At 32.1% G+C, this 21,357-nt stretch carries 21 protein-coding genes; 6 read left to right on the top strand and 15 right to left on the bottom strand.

Annotated features, from left to right (window positions below; genetic code table 11):
• Positions 1-5: 5 nt before the first annotated feature.
• The 6 genes from ACYSNV_RS02800 to ACYSNV_RS02825 form a co-directional block, all read right to left on the bottom strand.
• Positions 6-845, bottom strand: a complete 840-nt coding sequence (locus ACYSNV_RS02800) for a tetratricopeptide repeat protein (protein ID WP_461761038.1) — start codon at positions 843-845, stop codon at positions 6-8.
• Positions 846-863: 18 nt separating this feature from the next.
• On the bottom strand, positions 864-1,895 hold the full coding sequence (locus ACYSNV_RS02805) for a VWA domain-containing protein (protein ID WP_461761039.1): 1,032 nt from the start codon (positions 1,893-1,895) through the stop codon (positions 864-866).
• 9 nt (positions 1,896-1,904) lie between these two features.
• Positions 1,905-2,906 carry a vWA domain-containing protein gene (locus ACYSNV_RS02810; RefSeq protein ID WP_461761040.1) on the bottom strand — a complete coding sequence of 334 codons (1,002 nt, stop codon included), beginning with the start codon at positions 2,904-2,906 and terminating at the stop codon, positions 1,905-1,907.
• Complete coding sequence (locus ACYSNV_RS02815) at positions 2,903-4,528, bottom strand: BatD family protein (RefSeq protein ID WP_461761041.1); 1,626 nt, start codon at positions 4,526-4,528, stop codon at positions 2,903-2,905. The genes ACYSNV_RS02810 and ACYSNV_RS02815 overlap by 4 nt, the downstream gene beginning before the upstream one ends.
• Positions 4,529-4,538: 10 nt before the next feature.
• Positions 4,539-5,402 (bottom strand): DUF58 domain-containing protein, encoded by an 864-nt coding sequence (locus ACYSNV_RS02820; protein ID WP_461761042.1) that lies wholly within the window; start codon positions 5,400-5,402, stop codon positions 4,539-4,541.
• 96 nt (positions 5,403-5,498) lie between these two features.
• On the bottom strand, positions 5,499-6,503 hold the full coding sequence (locus ACYSNV_RS02825) for an AAA family ATPase (RefSeq protein WP_461761043.1): 1,005 nt from the start codon (positions 6,501-6,503) through the stop codon (positions 5,499-5,501).
• A 195-nt stretch (positions 6,504-6,698) separates the two neighbouring features.
• On the opposite strand from ACYSNV_RS02825, the gene ACYSNV_RS02830 reads away from it, so the two are divergent.
• From ACYSNV_RS02830 to ACYSNV_RS02840, 3 genes are read left to right on the top strand one after another with little or no spacing between them, the layout of a single operon-like run.
• Positions 6,699-7,853 (top strand): DUF5929 domain-containing protein, encoded by a 1,155-nt coding sequence (locus tag ACYSNV_RS02830; protein WP_461761044.1) that lies wholly within the window; start codon positions 6,699-6,701, stop codon positions 7,851-7,853.
• Entirely contained in the window at positions 7,846-8,580 is a 735-nt protein-coding gene (locus ACYSNV_RS02835; RefSeq protein ID WP_461761045.1) for a metallophosphoesterase family protein, read from the top strand. The genes ACYSNV_RS02830 and ACYSNV_RS02835 overlap by 8 nt, the downstream gene beginning before the upstream one ends.
• 35 nt (positions 8,581-8,615) lie before the next feature.
• Positions 8,616-9,173 carry a DUF3575 domain-containing protein gene (locus tag ACYSNV_RS02840; protein WP_461761046.1) on the top strand — a complete coding sequence of 186 codons (558 nt, stop codon included), beginning with the start codon at positions 8,616-8,618 and terminating at the stop codon, positions 9,171-9,173.
• Positions 9,174-9,272: 99 nt separating this feature from the next.
• Here ACYSNV_RS02840 and ACYSNV_RS02845 read toward each other — a convergent pair whose 3' ends face one another.
• From ACYSNV_RS02845 to dut, 5 genes are all read right to left on the bottom strand, one after another.
• Positions 9,273-9,806 (bottom strand): 3-hydroxyanthranilate 3,4-dioxygenase, encoded by a 534-nt coding sequence (locus ACYSNV_RS02845; RefSeq protein WP_461761047.1) that lies wholly within the window; start codon positions 9,804-9,806, stop codon positions 9,273-9,275.
• Between the two features lie 13 nt (positions 9,807-9,819).
• Entirely contained in the window at positions 9,820-11,052 is a 1,233-nt protein-coding gene (locus tag ACYSNV_RS02850; protein WP_461761048.1) for a murein hydrolase activator EnvC family protein, read from the bottom strand.
• An 11-nt stretch (positions 11,053-11,063) separates the two neighbouring features.
• Positions 11,064-11,846: a DUF4292 domain-containing protein gene (locus ACYSNV_RS02855; RefSeq protein ID WP_461761049.1), complete on the bottom strand. Its 783-nt coding sequence runs from the start codon at positions 11,844-11,846 to the stop codon at positions 11,064-11,066.
• Between the two features lie 86 nt (positions 11,847-11,932).
• Complete coding sequence (locus ACYSNV_RS02860) at positions 11,933-12,943, bottom strand: sugar phosphate nucleotidyltransferase (protein ID WP_461761050.1); 1,011 nt, start codon at positions 12,941-12,943, stop codon at positions 11,933-11,935.
• Between the two features lie 11 nt (positions 12,944-12,954).
• Positions 12,955-13,392 carry a dUTP diphosphatase gene (gene dut / locus ACYSNV_RS02865; protein ID WP_461761051.1) on the bottom strand — a complete coding sequence of 146 codons (438 nt, stop codon included), beginning with the start codon at positions 13,390-13,392 and terminating at the stop codon, positions 12,955-12,957.
• 162 nt (positions 13,393-13,554) lie between these two features.
• Here dut and xseA point away from each other — a divergent pair, with 162 nt between their 5' ends.
• On the top strand, positions 13,555-15,045 hold the full coding sequence (gene xseA, locus ACYSNV_RS02870) for an exodeoxyribonuclease VII large subunit (RefSeq protein WP_461761052.1): 1,491 nt from the start codon (positions 13,555-13,557) through the stop codon (positions 15,043-15,045).
• Positions 15,006-15,200, top strand: coding sequence for an exodeoxyribonuclease VII small subunit (xseB, locus tag ACYSNV_RS02875; protein ID WP_461761053.1), 195 nt, complete (start codon positions 15,006-15,008; stop codon positions 15,198-15,200). The genes xseA and xseB overlap by 40 nt, the downstream gene beginning before the upstream one ends.
• On the opposite strand, the gene ACYSNV_RS02880 is transcribed toward xseB, so the two are convergent.
• The 3 genes from ACYSNV_RS02880 to ACYSNV_RS02890 form a co-directional block, all read right to left on the bottom strand.
• Positions 15,201-16,532, bottom strand: a complete 1,332-nt coding sequence (locus tag ACYSNV_RS02880) for a mechanosensitive ion channel family protein (RefSeq protein ID WP_461761054.1) — start codon at positions 16,530-16,532, stop codon at positions 15,201-15,203.
• A gap of 143 nt (positions 16,533-16,675) precedes the next feature.
• A complete protein-coding gene (locus tag ACYSNV_RS02885) occupies positions 16,676-17,581 on the bottom strand; it encodes an OmpA family protein (protein WP_461761055.1) in 906 nt (301 codons plus the stop codon).
• Between the two features lie 22 nt (positions 17,582-17,603).
• Positions 17,604-18,368: an exodeoxyribonuclease III gene (locus tag ACYSNV_RS02890; protein WP_461761056.1), complete on the bottom strand. Its 765-nt coding sequence runs from the start codon at positions 18,366-18,368 to the stop codon at positions 17,604-17,606.
• Positions 18,369-18,563: 195 nt separating this feature from the next.
• Here ACYSNV_RS02890 and ACYSNV_RS02895 point away from each other — a divergent pair, with 195 nt between their 5' ends.
• Positions 18,564-20,366 carry a GNAT family N-acyltransferase gene (locus ACYSNV_RS02895; protein WP_461761057.1) on the top strand — a complete coding sequence of 601 codons (1,803 nt, stop codon included), beginning with the start codon at positions 18,564-18,566 and terminating at the stop codon, positions 20,364-20,366.
• Between the two features lie 46 nt (positions 20,367-20,412).
• On the opposite strand, the gene ACYSNV_RS02900 is transcribed toward ACYSNV_RS02895, so the two are convergent.
• The gene (locus tag ACYSNV_RS02900; RefSeq protein ID WP_461761058.1) at positions 20,413-21,357 is read right to left on the bottom strand and encodes a 2-hydroxyacid dehydrogenase; all 945 of its coding nucleotides are present in this window, start codon (positions 21,355-21,357) and stop codon (positions 20,413-20,415) included.

The following is a 21,357-nucleotide window of genomic DNA, read 5'->3' on the forward strand; positions in this document are numbered from 1 at the left end:
ATATCTTACCAATCTTTTTTACGTTCGTTTTTAATAGGACTACCTGTTGAATCTACTGGTTGTCCATATTTTCCTTGATCTTTTTTAATTAGACGTTCTTGTATGTTTTTCTCATCCCTTTCTAAGGATTCAAGTATATTTTGAATTTGTTGAGGAGTCATAGGACCTTGATCAGGTTGTTTGTTGTCCTTATTATCCTGGTTATCTTGATTGTTCTGGTTATCTTGATTGTCCTTATTATCTTGATTATCCTGATTATCTTGATTGTCCTGGTTGTCCTTATTATCTTGATTATCCTGGTTGTCTTGATTGTCCTGGTTATCTTGATTGTCTTGATTGTCTTGATTATCTTGATTGTCCTGGTTATCTTGATTGTCCTGGTTATCTTGATTGTCCTGGTTATCTTGATTGTCCTGGTCTTGTTGATTTAGTTGTTTTGCTAAGGCATAATTGTACCTTGTCTGGTCATCTTTAGGATTATTTCTTAGCGCTTGTTTGTATGCTTGTTCTGCTTCTTTATAATTTTTTTGATCCATAAAAGCATTGCCAAGATTATGATAAGCTTGATGCTTTTCTTGTTTCGTAGTGGCAGTTGCTATTGCTCTTTGATAAGCAGTTTTAGCCTCTTCAACTCTTTTTTGTTGTATTAAAGCATTTCCCAAATTGTAGTTAGCAGTGGAGTTATTCTCTAACTTCGAATTAGCAATTCTATAAGAGGCCTCTGCTTGGGTATAAAACTTATTGTCATATCCCTCATTACCTTTACTTAAAGCACGTGCACCAGATTGTGAATAACAATAAGTACTTAGTAGGGTAAGAAATATAATGTTGAAAAAATTCTTCATAGGGTCTAAACTTTATGCTTAATGCTTTTCATTGAAAAGATTAAGCTTTTTAAGCCATTGTGTTTTGCGTTCTAAAATAAAAATATCTACAAATATCAATAAAAAAGCAAGTGCTAGGAACCACTGATATTGGGATTGAAACTCTGCTATTTGCTGCGATTCAAAATCTGACTTTTCTATTTGAGCTAAATCTTTTTTTATTAAGTCAACTACTTCTTGGGTATTGGCCCCATAGTAATAAGCTCCACCTGTAGATTTAGCAATTTGTTCTAAGGTTGCGGGATTAAGTTTTGTGATAACAATTTGATCATCCCAATCTCTTTTGTAGCTTGTTCCTTTTTTATCTTGTATTGGAATTGGACCTCCTTTTTCTGTACCTACACCTATGGTTATTATTTTAATGCCTTTTTCTTTAGCAATATCAATGGCCTTTCTCATATCCTCACCATGATCCTCACCGTCGCTAATTAATATCATAACTTTACTAGTGTTTGGGTTGTCATAGTAATTACTAGCAACAGAAATGGCGTCTTCAAAGGCTGTACCTTGGGAGGAAACCATATCGGTATTCATTGATTGCAAGTACATTTTAGCAGCATAATGGTCCGTGGTAATAGGAAGCATAGGAAAAGCACTTCCAGCATAACCAACTATTCCTACTCTATCTGGTCCTAGATTATTAATTATTTGAGAAACTAACTGCTTCATTTTAGCTAGTCTATCTGGAGCCATGTCTTGTGCTAACATACTTTTAGAAACGTCTAAGGTAAAAACTATATCTACTCCTTGTCTTTTGACTGTAACTATTTTAGTACCAATTTTTGGATTTACAAGTCCAATCACAATACAGATTAATGCCATTAGGTAAATAACTGCTTTGATAATTGTCTTATGGATGGATTGATTAGGAGCAAGTAGTAGCATTGCTTTTGGTGTTGCAAAAGCTGCTTGTTTTTTCTTTCTCCATAGCATATCAGCGATAAATAGTATCACTAAGACTGCTATGGCTATAAATAAAAACAGGTATTTTTTTTGATCAAGTTCCCACATAGTATTTTTTTAAATAAAACCTCTAAATAATGTTTTTCGAAGTATGAAGTTTACGCTTAATAAAGCAAAGCTAATCAATGCTAAAACATGAAACTTTTCTTGGGTATTGACAAACTTTTGCTCATCAATTTTTGTTTTCTCCAATTGATTAATTTCCTCATAAATGTTCTTCAAACTTTGGGTGTCAGTTGCTCTGAAATAAACACCATTTGTTATTTGTGCAATTTGTTTCATTAATTCTTCATCAAGTTCAACGGGTACTTTTTCATAGACGATTTCTCCATTGGCTTTCATGGCAACTGGCGATTCGGCTAAGCCATTGGTTCCTATCCCAATTGTATATACTTTTATATCGTATTGTTTAGCTATCTCTGCAGCCATTAAAGGGTCAATTGCCCCGGTGTTGTTTACCCCGTCGGTGAGTAAAATAATAACTTTGCTTTTAGCTGGACTATCCTTTAATCTGTTTACAGCTGTTCCTAGGCCAACTCCTATAGCTGTTCCATCTTGAATATCATTACTGTAATGAATATCATTAAGTGAATTTAGTATAAGTGGTTTATCACTAGTTGCAGGTGTTTTTGTATATGCCTCTGCTGCATAGATTACAATTCCAATACGATCGGTAATTCTTTGTTTGACAAAATCAGAAGCGACTGATTTCAAAGCTTCTAATCGATTGGGCTTTAAGTCTCTTGCCAGCATACTACCGGAGATATCCATTGCCATAACAATATCTATCCCATGTGTTGAATGTATATGGTGGTCTACGCTAATTACCTGTGGTCGTGCAAGAGCTATAATTAAAGCAGAGAGAGCCAATAGACGTAGAACTATTTGGATTGGTAGTAATTTAACGATTGGGGATGTATATCCTTCAAAGGCCTGAATCGAACTTAACTTTACAGTGGGTCTTTGTTTTTTTCTGTTTTTATACCAAACAAATAAAGCTATGGGTAGTAACAGAAAAAGCCAAAAGAACTCCGGATTTAAAAAACTTATATCTCTCATTGTTTATTTACTTGCTTATATAAAATAGACTCAAATACTCTCTGTGCTAATTCAGGAGCTAGCTTATCAGAATCTTTGTAAAAAATCCATGCTTGATCACAATTATTACCGAATTGCGTAAATACTGCCTGAAAAGCAACTTGCTTTTCTTGTTGTTTCCCTGCATCTTCAAAACTAAATGTACCATCTATTTTTGTGCCTTTAACTCCATTGGCATTTTCAAATGCGGATTCTTTTTGCTCCAAGTTTTTGATGTGATAATTTTGAGTTAACAGTGCTGTAAATTGTTTAATAATATCGTTCTGCCCATTTTTTTTGTCTTTATCCAAAGTAAGGTTATTAACAATTATAAAAATGTCATCTTCAAGGTCATTGAATCTAAATTGCTCAAGATATTGGATTCCCTCAAGACTAGAATCTTGTAAAGTTGGATCGTTTTTATGAACAAGAACTTCAGGGGTAGATATGGTTAATCCTGGGTTAACCCCATATGTACTAGTAATCCACTGGTTATCCAATAGGATTTGTGTAGAGTTAAAAGTAAAGAAGTTATAGTCTCTCTCGGCTTTTGTATTAATTATATATGCAATTCCTGTGAAAATTAATAAAAGTCCACTAACAGCTATTGGTACTAAAACTCTAATACGCATGCGTTTGCGTTTGCGTTGTTCCCTTAAACGGATTCTCATGGTTTGATTTGCAGCGGAAATTGGGTATGCTATATTAATATCCGAGACAATTTTTTGCATTTTTAACGTATCTGCAAGTATTTGCTGATCCGTTGGTTGACTTTTGGCGAATTTAACTAAATCAGAAGCCTCTAAAATGTGTTTGAACTCTGTAATAACAGCTGGATCAAGCTTAATATTCTTATTTTTCAAAGTAAGCTTTAATAAAGTTAAAGTCTCAAAAGTAGTAAGCTCATGAGCAGATATGTCAAATGTATCCTCTAAAAATGAGCGAACTATATTACTCATATCTGAATAGTATGGTTTTGCACCTTGTTTGGTCCAATTCTTTTTTTGCTCAAGTCGTTTAAGCTTTTTAGAGGCTTTTTCAAAAGGAGTTTTATACTTATCTTCTTCTGTAAGGTATTTGTTTTGCAGGTGTTTAATATAAAAGTAAATAGCTATACCAATTACCAATGACAAAATGACAAAAAACACATAATACCAATATGTAGAGAAAGAAGCTCCTTTTGTTGAAATATTCTTTATCGGGTATAATGGGGTTTTTAATGTATCAACTTGTACATCGAGAACATGGATTTGTAAAGAATCACTTTGAAATAACTTTTTGTCGATTACAACAGGTAATTGAGGTAGCTTATAATCACCTGGATCAAATTGGGTAAGCTCATATTTTTTAATAAGCTCCATTAATCCTTGAGATAGTATCGTATCGGTTGGGTAAGTTTCTAAAACGTCAAATTCCCCAAAGTGTTCTTGTTCTGGGAAGATAATTTGGTCTGTTTGTTTACCATGGGCTCTTAATGTTAAAGAGAAACTGTCTCCAATTTTAATTTGAGTAGTATCAACTACTGTTTCAAGTGCAGATTGTCCAAAGGTAGTACATGTAAAGAACAGTAGACAAAACAGAGTATTTAGATGCTTGTTTTTCATTTTCATACAGTTATCTAGATTTAAAGTAGCCTAAAAGCTTTTTCACATAACTTTCTCCAATTTCAATATCCAGGCTACCGGCACCACATCTAGAGAAAAGTTTATTAAATTGTGCCTCTCTTTTTAAGTAGTCTTGAAGATATTTATTTCGTCTTTGCGAATCGGAACTGTTGATTAATAATTCTTGACCAGTCTCGGGGTCAAAAACATTAATTATTCCAACATTCGGTATCTCTTTTTCTCTTTTATCATGAACTCTTATAGCCGTTAAATCGTGTTTCTTGGCCGAAATTCTAAGAGTAGATTCAAATTTTGGAGTAATAAAATCAGACAGGATAAAGACAATAGCTTTCTTTTTAATGACTTTGCTTAAGTACTGCAAGGCAATACCTACATCTGTTTTATTACTTTTGGGCTTAAAATCAACTAAATCACGAATAATTCGAAGTACATGTGTTTTTCCCTTTTTAGGAGGTATAAACAATTCGATTTGATCACTAAAGAGTATTAGACCTATTTTATCATTATTCTGGGTAGCGGAAAAAGCTAATGTAGCGGCTATTTCCGTTACTATATCTTTTTTAAACTCATCGCATGAGCCAAAATCTTGTGATCCACTAATATCTACAAGTAGCATCATGGTAAGCTCTCGTTCTTCCTCAAAAACTTTTATATAGGGTTCATTGTATCTAGCTGTTACATTCCAGTCAATGGCGCGAATATCATCTCCAAATTGATACTGTCTAACCTCTGAGAATGTCATACCTCTACCTTTGAATGAGGTGTGATATTCTCCAGAGAATATATGATCACTCAATCGTTTGGTTTTAATCTCAATTTTTTTGACTTTTTTTAATATCTCTTTGGTATCCATAACAAGGGTTTATGCAAAAATGTTGAACCTTAAAAACCTATTTGCATTAAGACAAATAGGTTAGTTTGTTTTGTTTATTAATAGTTTATAAGACTATTAAGGCACTTCAATTTCGTTTACGATTTGATTGATAATATCTACGGTTGTTATATTCTCGGCTTCTGCTTCATAAGTAATACCTATACGATGACGAAGTACATCAACCACTACTGCTCTAACATCTTCAGGAATTACATAGCCTCTTCGTTTTATAAATGCATAGCATTTTGCAGCTGTTGCAAGATTAATACTTCCACGAGGAGAAGATCCAAAGCTTATTAAAGGCTTTAATTTCTCGAGTCTAAATTGCTCAGGGTAACGTGTTGCAAATACAATATCTAATATATATTTCTCGATTTTTTCGTCCATATATACTTGCTTGACTACTTGCTGGGCTTTAAGAATTTGCTCTAAACTAACTACTGCATTAATCTGAGGATTTTTACCTTGTAGATTTTGGCGAATAATAAGGCGCTCTTCTTCAAGTTTTGGATAGTCAATTACGGTTTTTAACATAAAACGGTCCATTTGGGCCTCCGGTAAAGGATAAGTACCTTCTTGCTCAACAGGATTTTGTGTAGCCATTACTAAAAAAGGACGTTCCAAAGGATAAGTTGTATCACCAATTGTAACTTGTTTTTCTTGCATGGCTTCAAGTAAAGCGGATTGTACTTTCGCAGGTGCACGATTGATTTCGTCTGCTAGTATGAAATTAGCAAATATAGGTCCCTTACGGATTGAAAAATCGTTTTCTTTTACATTATAAATCATCGTTCCTACTACATCTGCAGGTAATAGATCGGGAGTGAATTGTATACGGTTAAAACTTCCTTTTACAGCTTTAGCAAGCGTATTAATTGCAAGGGTTTTAGCAAGTCCGGGCACACCTTCTAGTAAAATATGTCCTTGCCCTATCAATCCAATTAATAAACGATCAATCATGTGTTTTTGACCTACGATAGCCTTATTCATTTCCATGGTTAAAATGTCAATAAAAGCACTTTCTCTTTCGATTAATTCATTTAACTCACGAATGTCATAATTTGATGCTGTTGTATCCATATTTGTTTTTTTGTTTAAATACGCTCTTTTCTAATACTTTACGCAAATTGGAAAAATAATCTGTACAAAGTTGTTAATGTATGGTTAAATATACGAATCAATTACGTGTATTAACTGTGATTTATGTTTTTCTTTTTAAAATTTTTTAAGTAATAAAATCTATTTACTATTTTTAAGTTCTAAAATTAATAAGATTTGATTAATAAACGTCTTTTGATAAAGAACATCTTGGCTTTTTATGATGAAAACAGCTTTTACGATAAGAAAAGGCAGTTAAATCTGCATACTGCTAATGGAAAAGCTAAGTTTTTAAAGCATATATGTGCCTTATCAAATTCTAACCCTAAAAATAATGCTTATTTAGTTGTGGGTATTCAGGATAATGATAATGTTATTATAGGCGTAGATTTCTATGACGATAGTAAAATCCAGAATTTAGTTGATGCTTATTTAAATAATCCGCCTTTGATAACTTATGATAATGTATCGTTTGATTCCTTGTCAAGTGATAGTGTTGTGGGATTGGTAACCATAAAGCCAAAAACGGGAGTCACTAGTTTTAAACGTAGTATCTCTACTATCGAGAAAGACACATTTTTTTTTCGCATAGGCAGTAATTCTATTCCAAATCGATTGGTAAAAAACTTAGAAAATAATTTTGATACTGTAACTAGTATAGAAAGAAATTCTTGGAATAACTTACAAATTACATTAGATAGTGTTTTGAATTTTGTAACAAAAACCCACAGAGATATTAGTCCTAAATATAAGGTATTTAAAGAACAATTTGTTTTATGCTGGGCAGGAAATAAGAGCATGGTACGAGGTACCCCTTTTTATTCTAGAATGGATATTTCATTTATCAATGAGCAAATAAAACTTTTTTATTCCGATTTAGATTCGGTTACGATTTTTTACAATCAGGATGAGTTTGTAATAACTGAATATTTAAATTTAGGACTTAATGATAGAACTAGTTATTATCCTTTTGTTGAAATTGCAATTAAGTTTAACGATAATGGGACTTATGAAATCCAACATACTTTGTTGTTCAATCCGCCAAAATACAATCAAAAAATTTTAAACCATATTTACAATGCTTCTTTAAAGATAATCAATAAGATTTTGACTAATCAGGTTTTAAGTGTAAAAGAAGAGCGAGTAGTACAAAAGTTAAGTTTTAATTTAATGTTATGTTATTTAAACGGTTTTCAGAGTGCGAAAGAGGAATTGATTTCAATTAAAGATTATTTTAAAGTTCATAAGGATCCAAATTTATTTAAAGGATTTAAGGAAGTAATGCGTATTTTACGGAAACTTAAATATGAAAAGGAATTAAAAGATGAGTAGAACATTAGTAATTGGCGATATACATGGAGGGTTAAAAGGGTTACACCAAGTTTTAGATAGAGCTAAAGTAAATAAATCTGACACATTGATCTTTCTTGGAGATTATGTCGATGGATGGAGTCAAGGGGTTGAAGTTTTAGAATTAGTAAAAGAATTAAGTCAAACACAACGCTGTATTTTACTAAGAGGAAATCACGAGAGTCTTTTATATAATTGGTTAACCACAGGCAAGGAAAACTTATTGTGGCAGAGCCATGGAGGGCTTTCCACTATGAGAGGATATCATAGTATGGAACAACATAGGATACAAGAACATATTGTGTTTTTACAAAGTTTAGAGAATTATTATATTGATAAATCTAATAGACTCTTTGTTCATGCTGGATTTACTAATCCTAGAGGAGTAAAGGCAGAATTTTTTAGTGAATATTTATTGTGGGATAGGACTTTATGGGAGTTAGTGATGGCTATGGATCCTACTATGGATAAGAGTAATCCACATTACCCTAAGCGTTTATTACATTATGATGAAATTTTCATAGGACATACGCCAGTAAGTAATTTCGGTTACCAACGACCTATGCAGTTCTCAGGGGTATGGAATTTAGATACGGGTGCGGCTTTTAAAGGATGTATTTCTATTATGGATGTAGATACAAAACAAGTTTTTCAAAGTGATCCTATTTGGGAGCTATACCCTAAAGAGCTTGGAAGAAATAAAATTTAATCTAGTTTTATTATCTTTGGAGCAAAATAAAGGATATGAAAAAGTTATTGTTGGGGCTGTTTTTAATGGCAGGCTCTTTTCAGGGATTTTCACAAGCTTTAAATGAAGTGAAAATTAATATTTTAAATACCATGATTATTGAATCTGTGGAATTAGGATATGAACACTTTATTGATGTAAATCAGTCAATTGGTGTGGATCTTTTTATTAATGATAGGTTTTCCTACCACTCGGAGAAAAGTAGTAAGGGACAAAAATTCAAAACAACTAGTGTGGGGTTAAATTATAACTATTACCTGGGAGCTAAAAATGGGGCAAATGGTAGCGGTTATGTTTTTACTCCTTTTGTGAAATATCGTTTTGGAAACTTCCACGAAAATAAATTCGATACTACAACAAGTCATAATGTAAGAGTAACAACCGACATGAATAGTTTTATTTTCGGTATTGGAGCTGGTTATAAATGGGCTTTAGGAGACTCATTTATTGTAAATCCCTTTATAGATATAGCTCGAAATTTTAGTCAAAAGGTAAATGATAGATTCTCTGCAATTGAAATTAATGCAGGAATCAATATAGGGTATCGTTTCTAGAATACTTTTTTTTGAAAAAAATGCCATACAACACGAATTTAAGGATATGCATCTTAGAAATAGTGTCGTATGGCATTTTTGTTTTCTATCGGTGTAAAATTACTTAACGTACTTTTTATCTGCTTGTAATTCTGTTTGACAACAACTACAAGTTCTTAATTCTTTAGAACTATAGAAATCTTTAAAGTGTTTTAAAAAGTCTGTTTCAATATTGGTTAATTGGAAATAAACCTCGTGTAACTTATGATTACAATTCTCACAATACCATATTAGTCCATCTTTGGCCATTTTTGGTTTGTTTTTATGTTCGACAACCAATCCTATGGATCCCTTTGTTCGAATTGGAAGATGTGGGACCTTTGCAGGTAAAAGGAAAATATCTCCAGGACCTAGAGTGATTCTTTTCCTTTGTCCATCTTCCTGGATATCTATATATATAGTACCTTCTAGTTGAAAAAAAAATTCCTCTGTTTCATTGTAATGAAAATCTTTTCGTGCATTGGGACCTCCAACAACCATAATAATATAATCAGAGGATAAGGGATATATGTTTTTATTATTTACAGGAGGCTGTAGAAGGTCATTGTTTTCTTTAATCCACTTGTAAATATTAAATGCTGGTATTGTTTTCATATTTAATTTAAAACTAATTACTACGGGTTAACCAAGATTGTGGGTTGTCAATATCCGTGTTATGAGTTAGTAAGAATTTTAAGATTGTTTTACCTGTACTATTGGTGTTTATAACACCTATGTTTTGTTTTAGAGTTACTTTTTGTCCGGGAGTAACAAATACTTGATTTAAATTCTGATAAACTGTTATATAGTCACCGTGTTGAATTAAAACAGCTTTGTTTCCACCTGATAAAACTTGTACTTGTAATACTTCACCTTGAAATACGCTTCTTGCTATGGCATTATTTTCAGTAGCTATTTCAATACCACTATTGTGAATAGTAAGATGGGTCTGTACCGGGTGAGGTTGATCTCCATAAGGTAAAGAAATATAACCTTTTTCTACAGGCCACGGCAATTTACCTTTATTAGCTTTAAAGTTATCGGCAACTAATTTTCCTTCAGGTGTAAGTTCAAAGGTAGCTTTTGTATTAGAAGACTTTGTTGCTGTAGATTTTCCGGCTGCTTCCCTAGCTTTTTTATTGGCAAGGGCAATAGCTTCTTGAATTAATTTTTGGATTTGGCGATCAATTTCTTTGGTTTGTTTTTGTTTATCAATAATTTGATTGTTATATGTTTTTTGATCTTTTTTTACAATTGCAACTAAATCTTTTTGTTTGCTTAAGTCAGCTTGTAAGGCTGCTTGGTTATTTTTCTGTTCGACAAGTAATTCTCTTTGTTTTTCTCTTTGTTTTTCTAGATTAGCTACTGCTACATCTAATTGTTTTGTCTTTTCCTGTAGCTCTAAACCTTGTTCCTGACGATACTCTGCATATTGCTTAAGGTATTGAACTCTTTTATAAGCTTGGAGAAAATTATCAGAAGATAAGATATACATTAACTTACTTTGATTTGATTTATTTTTATAACTCTTTTGAATAATAGAACCGTAGTCTTGTTTTAATTCTTGAAGTTCTTTTTTTAATATATTAATCTGATTTTCTTTTTCTTTAATCTGCTTATTGGTGGTGTTTATTTGTGATTCTACGTTTTTGATTAACTGTCTGTTTAGACTAATTTTACGGTTGAATTCTTCTATTTCTGCTAGAATATTTCTTTCTTTGCTTTGTTCAACTTGCAATAGCTTTTGTACGGACTTTATTTCTACTAAAATCTGTTGCTTACGTCGTTCTAATTGGGCCTGGGTTTGTTGGGCAAATCCGGAAACTGAAAATAAAAAAAAGAAAATATATAGAAATCTCATTAGAAAATAGGTTAGTTAATCGTTACTCTTTTATATCCCTTTGGAACCGAATAAGGCAAATTTATTTGTTCATTAAAGCTAATTTTGTCGTATCGAAGGTTCAAATTTATGCTTTTTTCTTGTTCCGCTAGAATATTTATTTGAGATGGAGCAGTATACTTTCCAATTTTTTGGTAAGAAGGATAGGTAATTACCACACTTCTTTGTTTTACAGGCTCTATTATTTCTTCTTTTTTTAATAAAGCATTATTGTCTTCAAAATAATAGGTAGATTGAACAGGCTCTTTTTTATCTATAGCCGTTATTTTATGTAATCCCTGATCTATAACTGATTCCATATCACCAGATTGACTCTGACTATCTAAAACTTGCCCGAGAAGGATGTTTTGAAGACGATTAAAACTAATGTCGGTACCTAGTAAATCACTTAATACTTCAAAATCTCCTTCAAAGTATTCTTTGTTGATCTTATCATAATAAGCAACATTATCAGGTGTGATTAAAGCTCTTGCAACAGGAAAGGATATAAAACGTATATCCAATAAAATAGATTGATCTTTTTGGATTAAAATATCCAATGAAAATTTCTTGGAATCTTTGTCAGCTTGATAGCTTGCCGTGCTTCGAATAATTGTGGTTTGGAAGTCTTGCGCATTCTTTGCATGTTGGTTTAATACCTTAAGTGCAGTTTTATTAGATGTAGCGTTTTTTTCAAATATTGTATGTATTGTTTTATCCTTTTTACAGCTGATTATAAAAAGACTACAAAGTAAGGCTAACAAGATTTTTTTCATAATTCTTTAGGGAAATCTATTATCTAAAGCAAGATACTTAAAAAAAATCCGTTTCAATTTAATTTAAAACGGATTTAAGAATTTTATTATTTTAAAGTGCTATAATCTCCAATACTCAAATCATTACCAGTTGGGTCATAGTATACGTGGTTACCAATCATAGCATTGTCTAAATTGGCATTTTTAATAGTTGTATTTGTTTGAATTAAACTATTTTTTATGGTAGAGTCCTGCACAATTGTATTTTCACCTAAAGAAACGTTCGGACCAATAGTGGAATTTTTTAAAACTACATTATCTCCTATGTAACAAGGAGCGATAATTGTGCTGTCTTGTAATACGATGTTTTTTGAAACATAGTTTTCGTTGTTTTGCTCTAAGAACTCAAGCATGCGATTATTGGTGTCAACTGTAGCGTCTTTATTTCCACAGTCCATCCAATGATTTACAGTTCCAGGTACAAATATTTGCCCTTTCTGCTTCATGTTTTCTAAGGCATCAGTTAATTGATATTCGCCTGATTTTATAATATTATTGTCTATTAAATACTCTAATTCACATCGCAAGTTTTCACCATTTTTAAAATAGTAGATACCAATAATAGCTAAATCTGAAACAAAGTCTTTTGGTTTTTCAACAAAATCTACAATTTGATTTTCTTTATTTAATTGAACTACCCCAAAGGCGCTCGGATCTTGTACTTGCTTTACCCATATTACACTATCAGCTGTTTTATCCAAGTGAAAGTCAGCTCGAAATAAAGTATCTGCGTAAGCAACCACAACAGGCCCTTGTAAGGCTTGCTTGGCACAAAGAATAGCATGTGCTGTTCCTAAGGCTTGATTTTGGTAACAAATACTTGCTTTAGCACCTAAATCATTTGCAATTTTGATTAAATCTTGTTCCACTTGTTTGCCAAAACTCTCATGTATGATAAAAGCGATTTCATCAATAGGATCATTTAAAACTTTAGCAATGTCCTGTACAAGATGGTGCACAATAGGCTTACCTGCAATTGGAATTAATGGTTTAGGTGTAGTTAAGGTATGAGGACGTAATCTTGAGCCTCTACCGGCCATAGGTACTATTATTTTCATTTGTATTTTTTTTATTTAGTGCCAGTACTTCCAAATCCACCTTCCCCTCTTAGGGTTTGAGATAGTTCTACTACTGGCTGTAAAGTTACTTGTTCATATTTAGCAATAACCATCTGGGCAATTCGCTCTCCGTTTTCAATGGTAAAAGGTTCATTAGATAGATTAACAATTATCACGCCAATTTCTCCACGGTAATCAGCATCTATTGTTCCAGGTGAATTAAGTAAAGTAATTCCTCTTTTGGCTGCCAGACCACTTCTTGGTCTAATTTGTGCTTCATAACCACGAGGTAACTCAATAAATAGACCAGTTGGAATTATAGCTCTTTCTAAAGAATTTAAAGTAACTCCTTGGGTTAAATTTGCACGTAAATCCATACCAGCAGAATCATTGGTTTGGTAATTTGGTAACTCGTGCTGTGATTTATTTATAATTTTTATAGATGTCATTTTAAAGGAATTTATTATCTAACAAATATAAAAAAGTTATAGGTAACAATGCAAACTATCCGCAATGATGTATTATTTAATATTTGAACTTGGAATTTTGTGGTGCATATCATTTAGTTTAAGTTTAAAAAGATTGTATTTTTGTTTAGGTTTTTTTTTGTTATGAGAGATTTGCAGACTAAGTGGTTTACTTTGAGTGTTATTTTAAATAGAGTTAAGGATATTTTTGATGCCTCAATCTCTGGTAAACACTTTTGGTTAAAAACCGAGGTATCGCAAATCAAGCAAGATCGCCGTGGGCATTATTACTTGGAACTTGTTGAGAATCGACAAGGAGTAACTTTGGCTCGGTCCAGAGCCACTATTTGGAAGGGATCTGCTACTGTTATTGAAAATAAATTAGGTGATCAGCATAAGAATATTTTAAAAGAAGGAGCGGAAATTCTTTGTTTGTGTGAAATAGTATTCTCCCAAGTTTATGGGTTTTCCATAAGTATTTTAGACGTTGACTTAAGCTTTTCTTTAGGTGAAGTCGAACGTAAAAAACAACAGGCTTTATTGGAGCTTAAAAATTTGGGAATGTTAGACTTAAATAAAAAGATAGATGTTCCTTTAGTAATTCAGAATATAGCTATTTTAGGGTCTGTAAATACGGCTGGTTATACTGATTTTATAAAGCAACTCCAGCAAAATAACCATGGAATAATTTTTCATACTAAAAGTTTTGATACCATCGTTCAAGGAGATAATGCACATGTTAAGATTATTCAAGAGTTAGAGAAAATTAAACCTGGGGAATTCCATGTAATTGTTTTACTTAGAGGAGGTGGAGCTACAATGGATTTAGATGTTTTTAATAATCTTGCCTTAGCCAAATCCATAGCAAATTGCAAAACAGCTGTATATACAGCTATAGGTCATCAAACTGATGTTAGTGTGGTTGACTTTGTATCAAATCAGTCATTTAAAACTCCAAGTGCCGTTGGAGCATATATTGTAGAAAGAGCATTTATCTATCTAAATAAAGTGCAAGAATTTTATCGGGGTATTATGGATCAAGCCATGCAGTTACTTTATAAGTCAAAGGTGAGTTTACAAAATAATGCAAATGATTTAAAGACTTTAGTAGACCACAATTGTCAAAAACGGTTTGCCTTGTTACAGTTACATACTAATTTTGTTCATTACAGTTCTCAAAGTATGTACGAGAAGAAAAAAGCGGATTTAAATTTAATCACTCAAGAAATTACCCAGGAAGCCACTTTAGGTTTACGTTCAAAAAAAAATGAATTAAAACAAGTAGTGAATCATTTAGAAATGAACTTTAAAACTATGTATCAGTCTTATAACTTTATACTAAAAAGTCATCTGCAAACTTTGGAGTTTTACAGTTTAAATTTCTTAAATAAAAAAAGTAGAGAGTTAGAACAAATAACGGATATTGTTCAGGGATATGATTTACAAAAAATTTTAAAGAAAGGATTTGCATTGGTCTTGGTAAATGGTAAAGTGATCCATAAAGACGTTAGGCTAATGCCAAATGATATCATCGAGCTACAGCTTTACAACAAAGCTTATTTGATTACAATAAAAGATATAAAACAGACAAAAATATGGAAGGACTTACTTATGAGGCAGCAAGCCAAGAATTAGAATCTATTTTAGCGGAATTAAAGAATGAGCAAGTTTCTATGGATCAACTCGCTAGTAAAGTACAAAGAGCCTCTGAGTTAATTGTTTTTTGTAAAGAAAAATTGGGACAGACACAATTACAGGTTACTCAAATCATTGAAAAGCTAGATCTTTAATCAAAGGTTATGTTGTTGACTGTTTTGCATAAAGTCTCGGATATCGTCTGATGAGGGAAGCTCAAAAACTTCAAGATGAAAATAGTCAACCGCAGCCAAAACGTGATCAAAGATATCTGCCATTACATTCTCATAGAACATCCAAAGGGTACTGTTGGTAAACATGTATAACTCTAAGGGTAAACCATGTTGTGTAGGTTGCATATGACGTACCATAATGAAGTATTCTTTATGTATATGAGGGTTTTGTTGTACATAACGTAATACATAAGCTCTAAATAGACCAATGTTAGTTATGCGCCTACCATTCACTGGCATGGATTGATCAGCACCAGTTTCTAAATTGAAAAGCTCTATTTCTTTTTGCCTTTCTTCAATATATGGTTTTAATATTTGGATTTTTTTAAGTTGTTCTATTTCGTGGTTCTCTAAGAATCGAATGGAGGATATTTTTATATTAATACTTCTTTTTATTCTTCTTCCACCAGCGTTTTGCATTCCACGGTAATTTTTAAAAGAGTCGCTAATTAGTAAGTATGTAGGAATAGTAGTTATGGTTTTATCAAAATTTTGCACTTTTACAGTACTTAAGTTTATTTCTAATACCGTTCCATCAGCTCCAAATTTTGACATTTCGATCCAGTCTCCAACCCGAACCATATCGTTAGTGGAAACTTGGATGCTGGCTACAAATCCCATTATAGTGTCTTTGAAAATTAACATTAGAATTGCAGATGCTGCTCCAATAGATGCAAAAAAGGTTTTGAGATCTGTACCTGTTAGGTTCGAAAAAATGATAATTATTGCAAAAGAATATAAAATAATAGTAGCTACTTGTGAGTAACTATCTATTGGCTTATCTGCAAGACTAGGTTTGGTTTTTACATAATCCCGGATACTTTTGATAACCGAACGCAACATAGCTGTAAAAGCTAGTATGAATAAGATATTGGTAATTGATACAATAAAATTAGTAAGACTTGGAAAACCAGTAAAAATAATTGGAAATAGAATTCTTGCTAGAGTAATAGGAACTAAATGCGTTAGGAAGTCTAATACCTTATTTTTAACTAATATATCATCAAATTGTGTTTTACTTTTTATAGCAAAACCTTTAACTATACCGATAATCAGGTTTTTAAGAACATAATCTAAAAGTAGCATACATAAGGTAAAGGCAAATAAAAGAATAATTGTAGCCACAACATGGCCTTCATATTTAGGCAAACCTAAAAAGGACAAGTTTTCATAAAACCAGTAATAGATACCATTGAAGTTTGCAGGGTCAACTAATTCTATAATAGGACTGATTAAAGGTATGTGATTAAGCATATATGTGATGAATTTTGAAAAGACCTTTAGAAAAAACTCGTAAATTGATGTATATTTTTAAAAGGTAAAGAATCTAGTTTTTAACGTAAATAAGACTAGCCCTAGTATTAATTACTAAGGCTAGTTTACTTAAAAAAGGAGGACTAAATATTGTTCAGCATTTGATTAATCTTATCTAAATTAGGAGTAAGAATAATTTCTATACGTCTGTTTTTAGCTTTACCTTGGACTGTGGAGTTATCCCCTATTGGGGCATATTGACTCCTAGCAGCTGCAGTAATATTTTTCTTGTCTATATCGGGATTTTCTGTAATAATATTAACAATGGCTAGAGCTCTTTTGGCAGAAAGATCCCAATTGTTTTTTACGCCATCACCTAAGTTACCCAGAATTTTATCGTTATCCGTATGACCTTCAATGACCACAGTAATATCTGGATTTTCAGCTAAAACATTAGTGAGTTGCTCTACTGCCGTTTTACCTTCTTTATTTACCGACCAACTTCCCGAATTAAAAAGTAGTTTGTTTTCCATCGACACGTAAACACGACCATTTTTTTGTTCAATTGTTAGGCCTCTTCCTTCAAAGTCATTTAAAGCTCTGCTTAAATTTTCTCGAAGTTGCTGCATTTGCATATCATTTGCTGCTAAAATACCTTCTAACTCTTCTATTCTTTGTGATTTGGATTCTAGTTCACTTATAGCTTTGGCTAAACGTGCGGCTTCTGCTTGTAAGCTTTGTTCATTATACTGTTCTAAGTTATTGTAAGATAACTCTAAATCTTTTAATTTCTTTTGCGCAGCATTTATTTCATCGTTCAAAGATTTTCTTTCTGCTTGTAAATCTCTTAATTGAGCAGCTAAATCTCTTTTTATTTTTTCTAAATCTGAATTAGAGCTATTTAGTACTTCTAATTCATCGCTTAATTTACGGTTTTCCTCTAGAGAATCTTTATACTGCATGTCTAACTCATTGTATAATTTACGAGTTACACAAGAGGACATTGTTGTAAGGGCAAGTAAAGCGATTGTTAAGGTTCTTACTTTCATATTATAATTAGTAATTAGGGGGTTAAGGTTGAATTTCCACAGATATTGGACAATGATCAGAATGCACCGCACTAGGAATGATTGACGCAGATATTATGCGAGATTCTAAAGCTTGGGATACCATGTTGTAGTCTATTCTCCAACCTTTATTATTATTTCTAGCATTAGCACGATAAGTCCACCAGCTGTACTGATGCGGTTCTTTGTTGAACATACGGAAACTATCGATAAAGCCATGTTTAATAAATTTATCTATCCAGGCTCTTTCTGCAGGGAGAAATCCAGAAACTTTTGCATTTCTTACCGGATCATGAATATCGATTGCCTGGTGACAAATGTTATAATCACCACATATAATTAAATTAGGTAATTCCGTTTTTAAAGCTGCAATATAATCAAAGAAATCATCCATATATTGGTATTTAAAATCTAAGCGATCTATATTAGAGGCAGAGGGTAAGTATAAAGACATAACAGAGAAAGTATCGTAATCCACACGTAGGTTTCTCCCTTCAAAATCCATATATTGAATTTGTGTACCATAAACCACATTGTTTGGTTTAGTTTTACACAAGATAGCCACCCCACTATAACCTGGTTTTTGAGCACTGAAATAATATTGGTAAGGGTAACCTGCGTTGGTAATTAATTCTGTAGGTATTTGATTTTCTTTAGCTTTTGTCTCTTGTAGGCAAATAATATCTGCATCTTCTTCTTGTAACCATTCTAGTAAGCCCTTTTTTATTGCAGCTCGTATTCCATTAACATTGTAAGAAATTATTTTCATCTATGCTTTATTTAATTTTTTTAAACTTTTTCAAAAATAGAAAAAATATCACGGATAACTTGGGATATTATGTTGGAATTAGTATTATGTATATATAATTATTAACAAGAGCAACAAAGGTTTGTATTTGTTAAGGCAAAACGAAAGCACTAGCTAAGTTTTATGTATATTTGTACGACTTAATTTTAATATTAGATGGGGTTAGTAACGGCTAGAGAAGTAGCGAAAGCGATAAATCTTGATAAGTACGGAATTTTGGGTACATTATCGGGGTGGATGTTAATGAAAACGTTGAAAATAAGCACTTTAAATAAGATATATGACCGAAATAAGCATTTGGATGATTTGGAGTTTTTAAATGCTATTTTGGAAGAGTTTCAAATTGAATTTGAGATTGATCCTGAAGAATTAAAAAGATTACCTAAAAAAGGGCCTTACATTACAATATCTAACCATCCTTTAGGAGGAATAGACGGTATTTTATTGCTTAAACTGATGTTGGAGCATGATCCGGAATTTAAAATAATAGCAAATTTTTTACTGCATAGAATTGAGCCTCTAAAGCCCTTTATTATGCCAGTTAATCCATTTGAAAGTAATAAAGATATAAAGTCTAGTGTTATTGGTTTAAAAGACACTTTGCGCCATTTAAGTGATAATAAGCCATTGGGTATTTTTCCAGCAGGAGAGGTATCTACTTATGAAGATGGTGAGTTGATAGTTGATAAACCATGGGAAGAAGGAGCCATTAAACTAATTAAGAAAGCAAATGTACCAGTTGTGCCGATTTATTTTCATGCTCAAAATAGTAAGCTTTTTTATTTCTTGTCAAAAATAAATCCGACTCTAAGAACTGCAAAACTACCTTCGGAGTTGTTAACTCAAAAAAATAGAGTAATAAAAATTAGGATTGGTAGACCTATTTCTGTTGAAGAGCAAAATGAGCATTTTGATATTAGAGATTATGGTAACTTTTTGAGATTTAAAACTTATTTATTGTCTAATGCTTATAAAGGAGATGATAAGAAGTGGATTAAAGTGCCATCTTTTAGTTTTAAGTTTCCTAAGTTAGTTAAAGATATAGCCGAGGCTAGTCCGCAACAAGATATAATAAAAGAGGTAGAGAATTTACGCGAGGATAATTCACGTTTATTGATCAGTAAGAATTATGAGGTTTTCTTATGTACTGCTGAAAAAATACCTACTATTATGCGTGAAATAGGACGTCTGCGTGAGATTACTTTCCGCCAAGTAGGAGAAGGAACTAATAATGCTTTGGACTTAGATAGGTACGATGATTATTATCATCATATGTTTTTGTGGGACAATGAGGCTAATATTATTGTAGGAGCATATCGTATGGGCTTAGGTGCTGAGATCTATAAGAAATATGGTATAAATGGTTTTTATTTAAATGAACTATTTCGATTCGAGTCAGAGCTTTATCCTATGATGGCAAAAAGTATTGAGATGGGAAGAGCCTTTATTATTAAAGAATACCAACAAAAGCCAATGCCGCTATTTTTATTATGGAAAGGAATTGTACATACTACCTTGCGTTATCCAGAACATCAATATTTAATAGGAGGGGTAAGTATCAGTAATCAATTTTCTGATTTCTCAAAATCTTTGATGATAGAATTTATGAGATCTCATTATTTTGATCCTTACATTGCACAATATGTTACCCCAAAAATGGAATATAAAGTGAATATTAAAGACTCTGATAAGGATTTGATTTTTAATCAGACAGAGTCAGATTTAAATAAATTTGATAAAATAATTGAAGATATTGAGCCCGGAAAACTGAGAGTACCTGTGCTTATAAAAAAATATATAAAACAAAATGCTAAAGTAATAGCTTTTAATGTTGATCCTTTATTTAATAATGCGATAGATGGACTAATGTATATTAAGATAGCAGATTTACCAGATAGTACAGTAAAACCTGTCTTAGAAGAGTTTGAAGCAGAGTTAGAAAGGCAAAATAAAGCATAAGCTAATAGAAAGGCCCATATAAAGAATTTCTTTATATGGGCCTTTATTATAATTTTAAAAGTTTTAATTTTTCGATAATTGTCTGAGCTAATTTTAGTTTACTTTCATGAGTCCATCCAGCTATGTGAGGAGATAAGAGTACTTTATCGCTTTGAAGAAGGTATTGTAAAGCTCCTGGTAGATCATTATCGCTAAACATGTTTTCAAAAGAAGATTTTTCATATTCCAATACATCTAGTGCAGCTCCTAATATTCTGTTCTCTTGCAAGGCTTGTACTAAATCTTGTGTATTTAAAGATTTTCCTCTTGCTGTATTTATTAAAAAAAAAGGTTTTTGAAATTTATCAAAAAAATCTCTATTTAATAAATTTAGGGTATCAGGGGTTTGTGGGGTATGAAGACTTATAATATCAGCATTTTTCCAGACTTCATTTAAAGAGACTTGTTGAGCATATTTATCTCCAACGTCCTGTAAAATGTCATAACAAATCACTCTACAATCAAATCCACTTAATCTTTTTGCAAATGCTTTGCCCATATGGCCATATCCTATAATAGCGACCGTTTTACCTTGAATTTCATATCCCCTGTTGTCTTCTCTGATCCAAACACCGTTTCTAACTTGGTAATCTACTAGTTTTAATTTGTTCATTAAACAAAGTAGCATTCCCATAGCATGTTCTGCAACTGCTGTTTGATTGCCTTCAGGAGCATTGATCAGGGCAATATCTTTAGATTGTGCATAAAGACAATCTATATTCTCTAATCCAGCTCCAACTCTTGCAATGAATTTTAAGTTTGTAGCTTTTTCTAAAAAATCTTTGTCTAAAGCAAAACGACTTCTTATAACAATTCCAGTATATTGGTCTATTGTTTTTAGTATCTCTTGTTTATCAGAGGTATAGTCTTGTATATTTTGATACCCTAATTTCTCTAACTCCTCTAGAAGTAGCGGGTGATTAGAATCGATATGTAAAACTTTCTTAATCAT

The sequence above is a fragment of the Myroides sp. LJL119 genome (assembly GCF_054871605.1).

Bases quoted from the DNA above. Each gene is read 5' to 3' on its own strand.
- ACYSNV_RS02800 (WP_461761038.1), bottom strand. From the start codon at position 845: ATGAAGAATTTTTTCAACATTATATTTCTTACCCTACTAAGTACTTAT.
- ACYSNV_RS02805 (WP_461761039.1), bottom strand. From the start codon at position 1,895: ATGTGGGAACTTGATCAAAAAAAATACCTGTTTTTATTTATAGCCATA.
- ACYSNV_RS02810 (WP_461761040.1), bottom strand. From the start codon at position 2,906: ATGAGAGATATAAGTTTTTTAAATCCGGAGTTCTTTTGGCTTTTTCTG.
- ACYSNV_RS02815 (WP_461761041.1), bottom strand. From the start codon at position 4,528: ATGAAAAACAAGCATCTAAATACTCTGTTTTGTCTACTGTTCTTTACA.
- ACYSNV_RS02820 (WP_461761042.1), bottom strand. From the start codon at position 5,402: ATGGATACCAAAGAGATATTAAAAAAAGTCAAAAAAATTGAGATTAAA.
- ACYSNV_RS02825 (WP_461761043.1), bottom strand. From the start codon at position 6,503: ATGGATACAACAGCATCAAATTATGACATTCGTGAGTTAAATGAATTA.
- ACYSNV_RS02835 (WP_461761045.1), top strand. From the start codon at position 7,846: ATGAGTAGAACATTAGTAATTGGCGATATACATGGAGGGTTAAAAGGG.
- ACYSNV_RS02840 (WP_461761046.1), top strand. From the start codon at position 8,616: ATGAAAAAGTTATTGTTGGGGCTGTTTTTAATGGCAGGCTCTTTTCAG.
- ACYSNV_RS02845 (WP_461761047.1), bottom strand. From the start codon at position 9,806: ATGAAAACAATACCAGCATTTAATATTTACAAGTGGATTAAAGAAAAC.
- ACYSNV_RS02850 (WP_461761048.1), bottom strand. From the start codon at position 11,052: ATGAGATTTCTATATATTTTCTTTTTTTTATTTTCAGTTTCCGGATTT.
- ACYSNV_RS02855 (WP_461761049.1), bottom strand. From the start codon at position 11,846: ATGAAAAAAATCTTGTTAGCCTTACTTTGTAGTCTTTTTATAATCAGC.
- ACYSNV_RS02860 (WP_461761050.1), bottom strand. From the start codon at position 12,943: ATGAAAATAATAGTACCTATGGCCGGTAGAGGCTCAAGATTACGTCCT.
- dut (WP_461761051.1), bottom strand. From the start codon at position 13,392: ATGACATCTATAAAAATTATAAATAAATCACAGCACGAGTTACCAAAT.
- xseA (WP_461761052.1), top strand. From the start codon at position 13,555: ATGAGAGATTTGCAGACTAAGTGGTTTACTTTGAGTGTTATTTTAAAT.
- xseB (WP_461761053.1), top strand. From the start codon at position 15,006: ATGGAAGGACTTACTTATGAGGCAGCAAGCCAAGAATTAGAATCTATT.
- ACYSNV_RS02880 (WP_461761054.1), bottom strand. From the start codon at position 16,532: ATGCTTAATCACATACCTTTAATCAGTCCTATTATAGAATTAGTTGAC.
- ACYSNV_RS02885 (WP_461761055.1), bottom strand. From the start codon at position 17,581: ATGAAAGTAAGAACCTTAACAATCGCTTTACTTGCCCTTACAACAATG.
- ACYSNV_RS02890 (WP_461761056.1), bottom strand. From the start codon at position 18,368: ATGAAAATAATTTCTTACAATGTTAATGGAATACGAGCTGCAATAAAA.
- ACYSNV_RS02895 (WP_461761057.1), top strand. From the start codon at position 18,564: ATGGGGTTAGTAACGGCTAGAGAAGTAGCGAAAGCGATAAATCTTGAT.
- ACYSNV_RS02900 (WP_461761058.1), bottom strand. From the start codon at position 21,357: ATGATTAAGAAAGTTTTACATATCGATTCTAATCACCCGCTACTTCTA.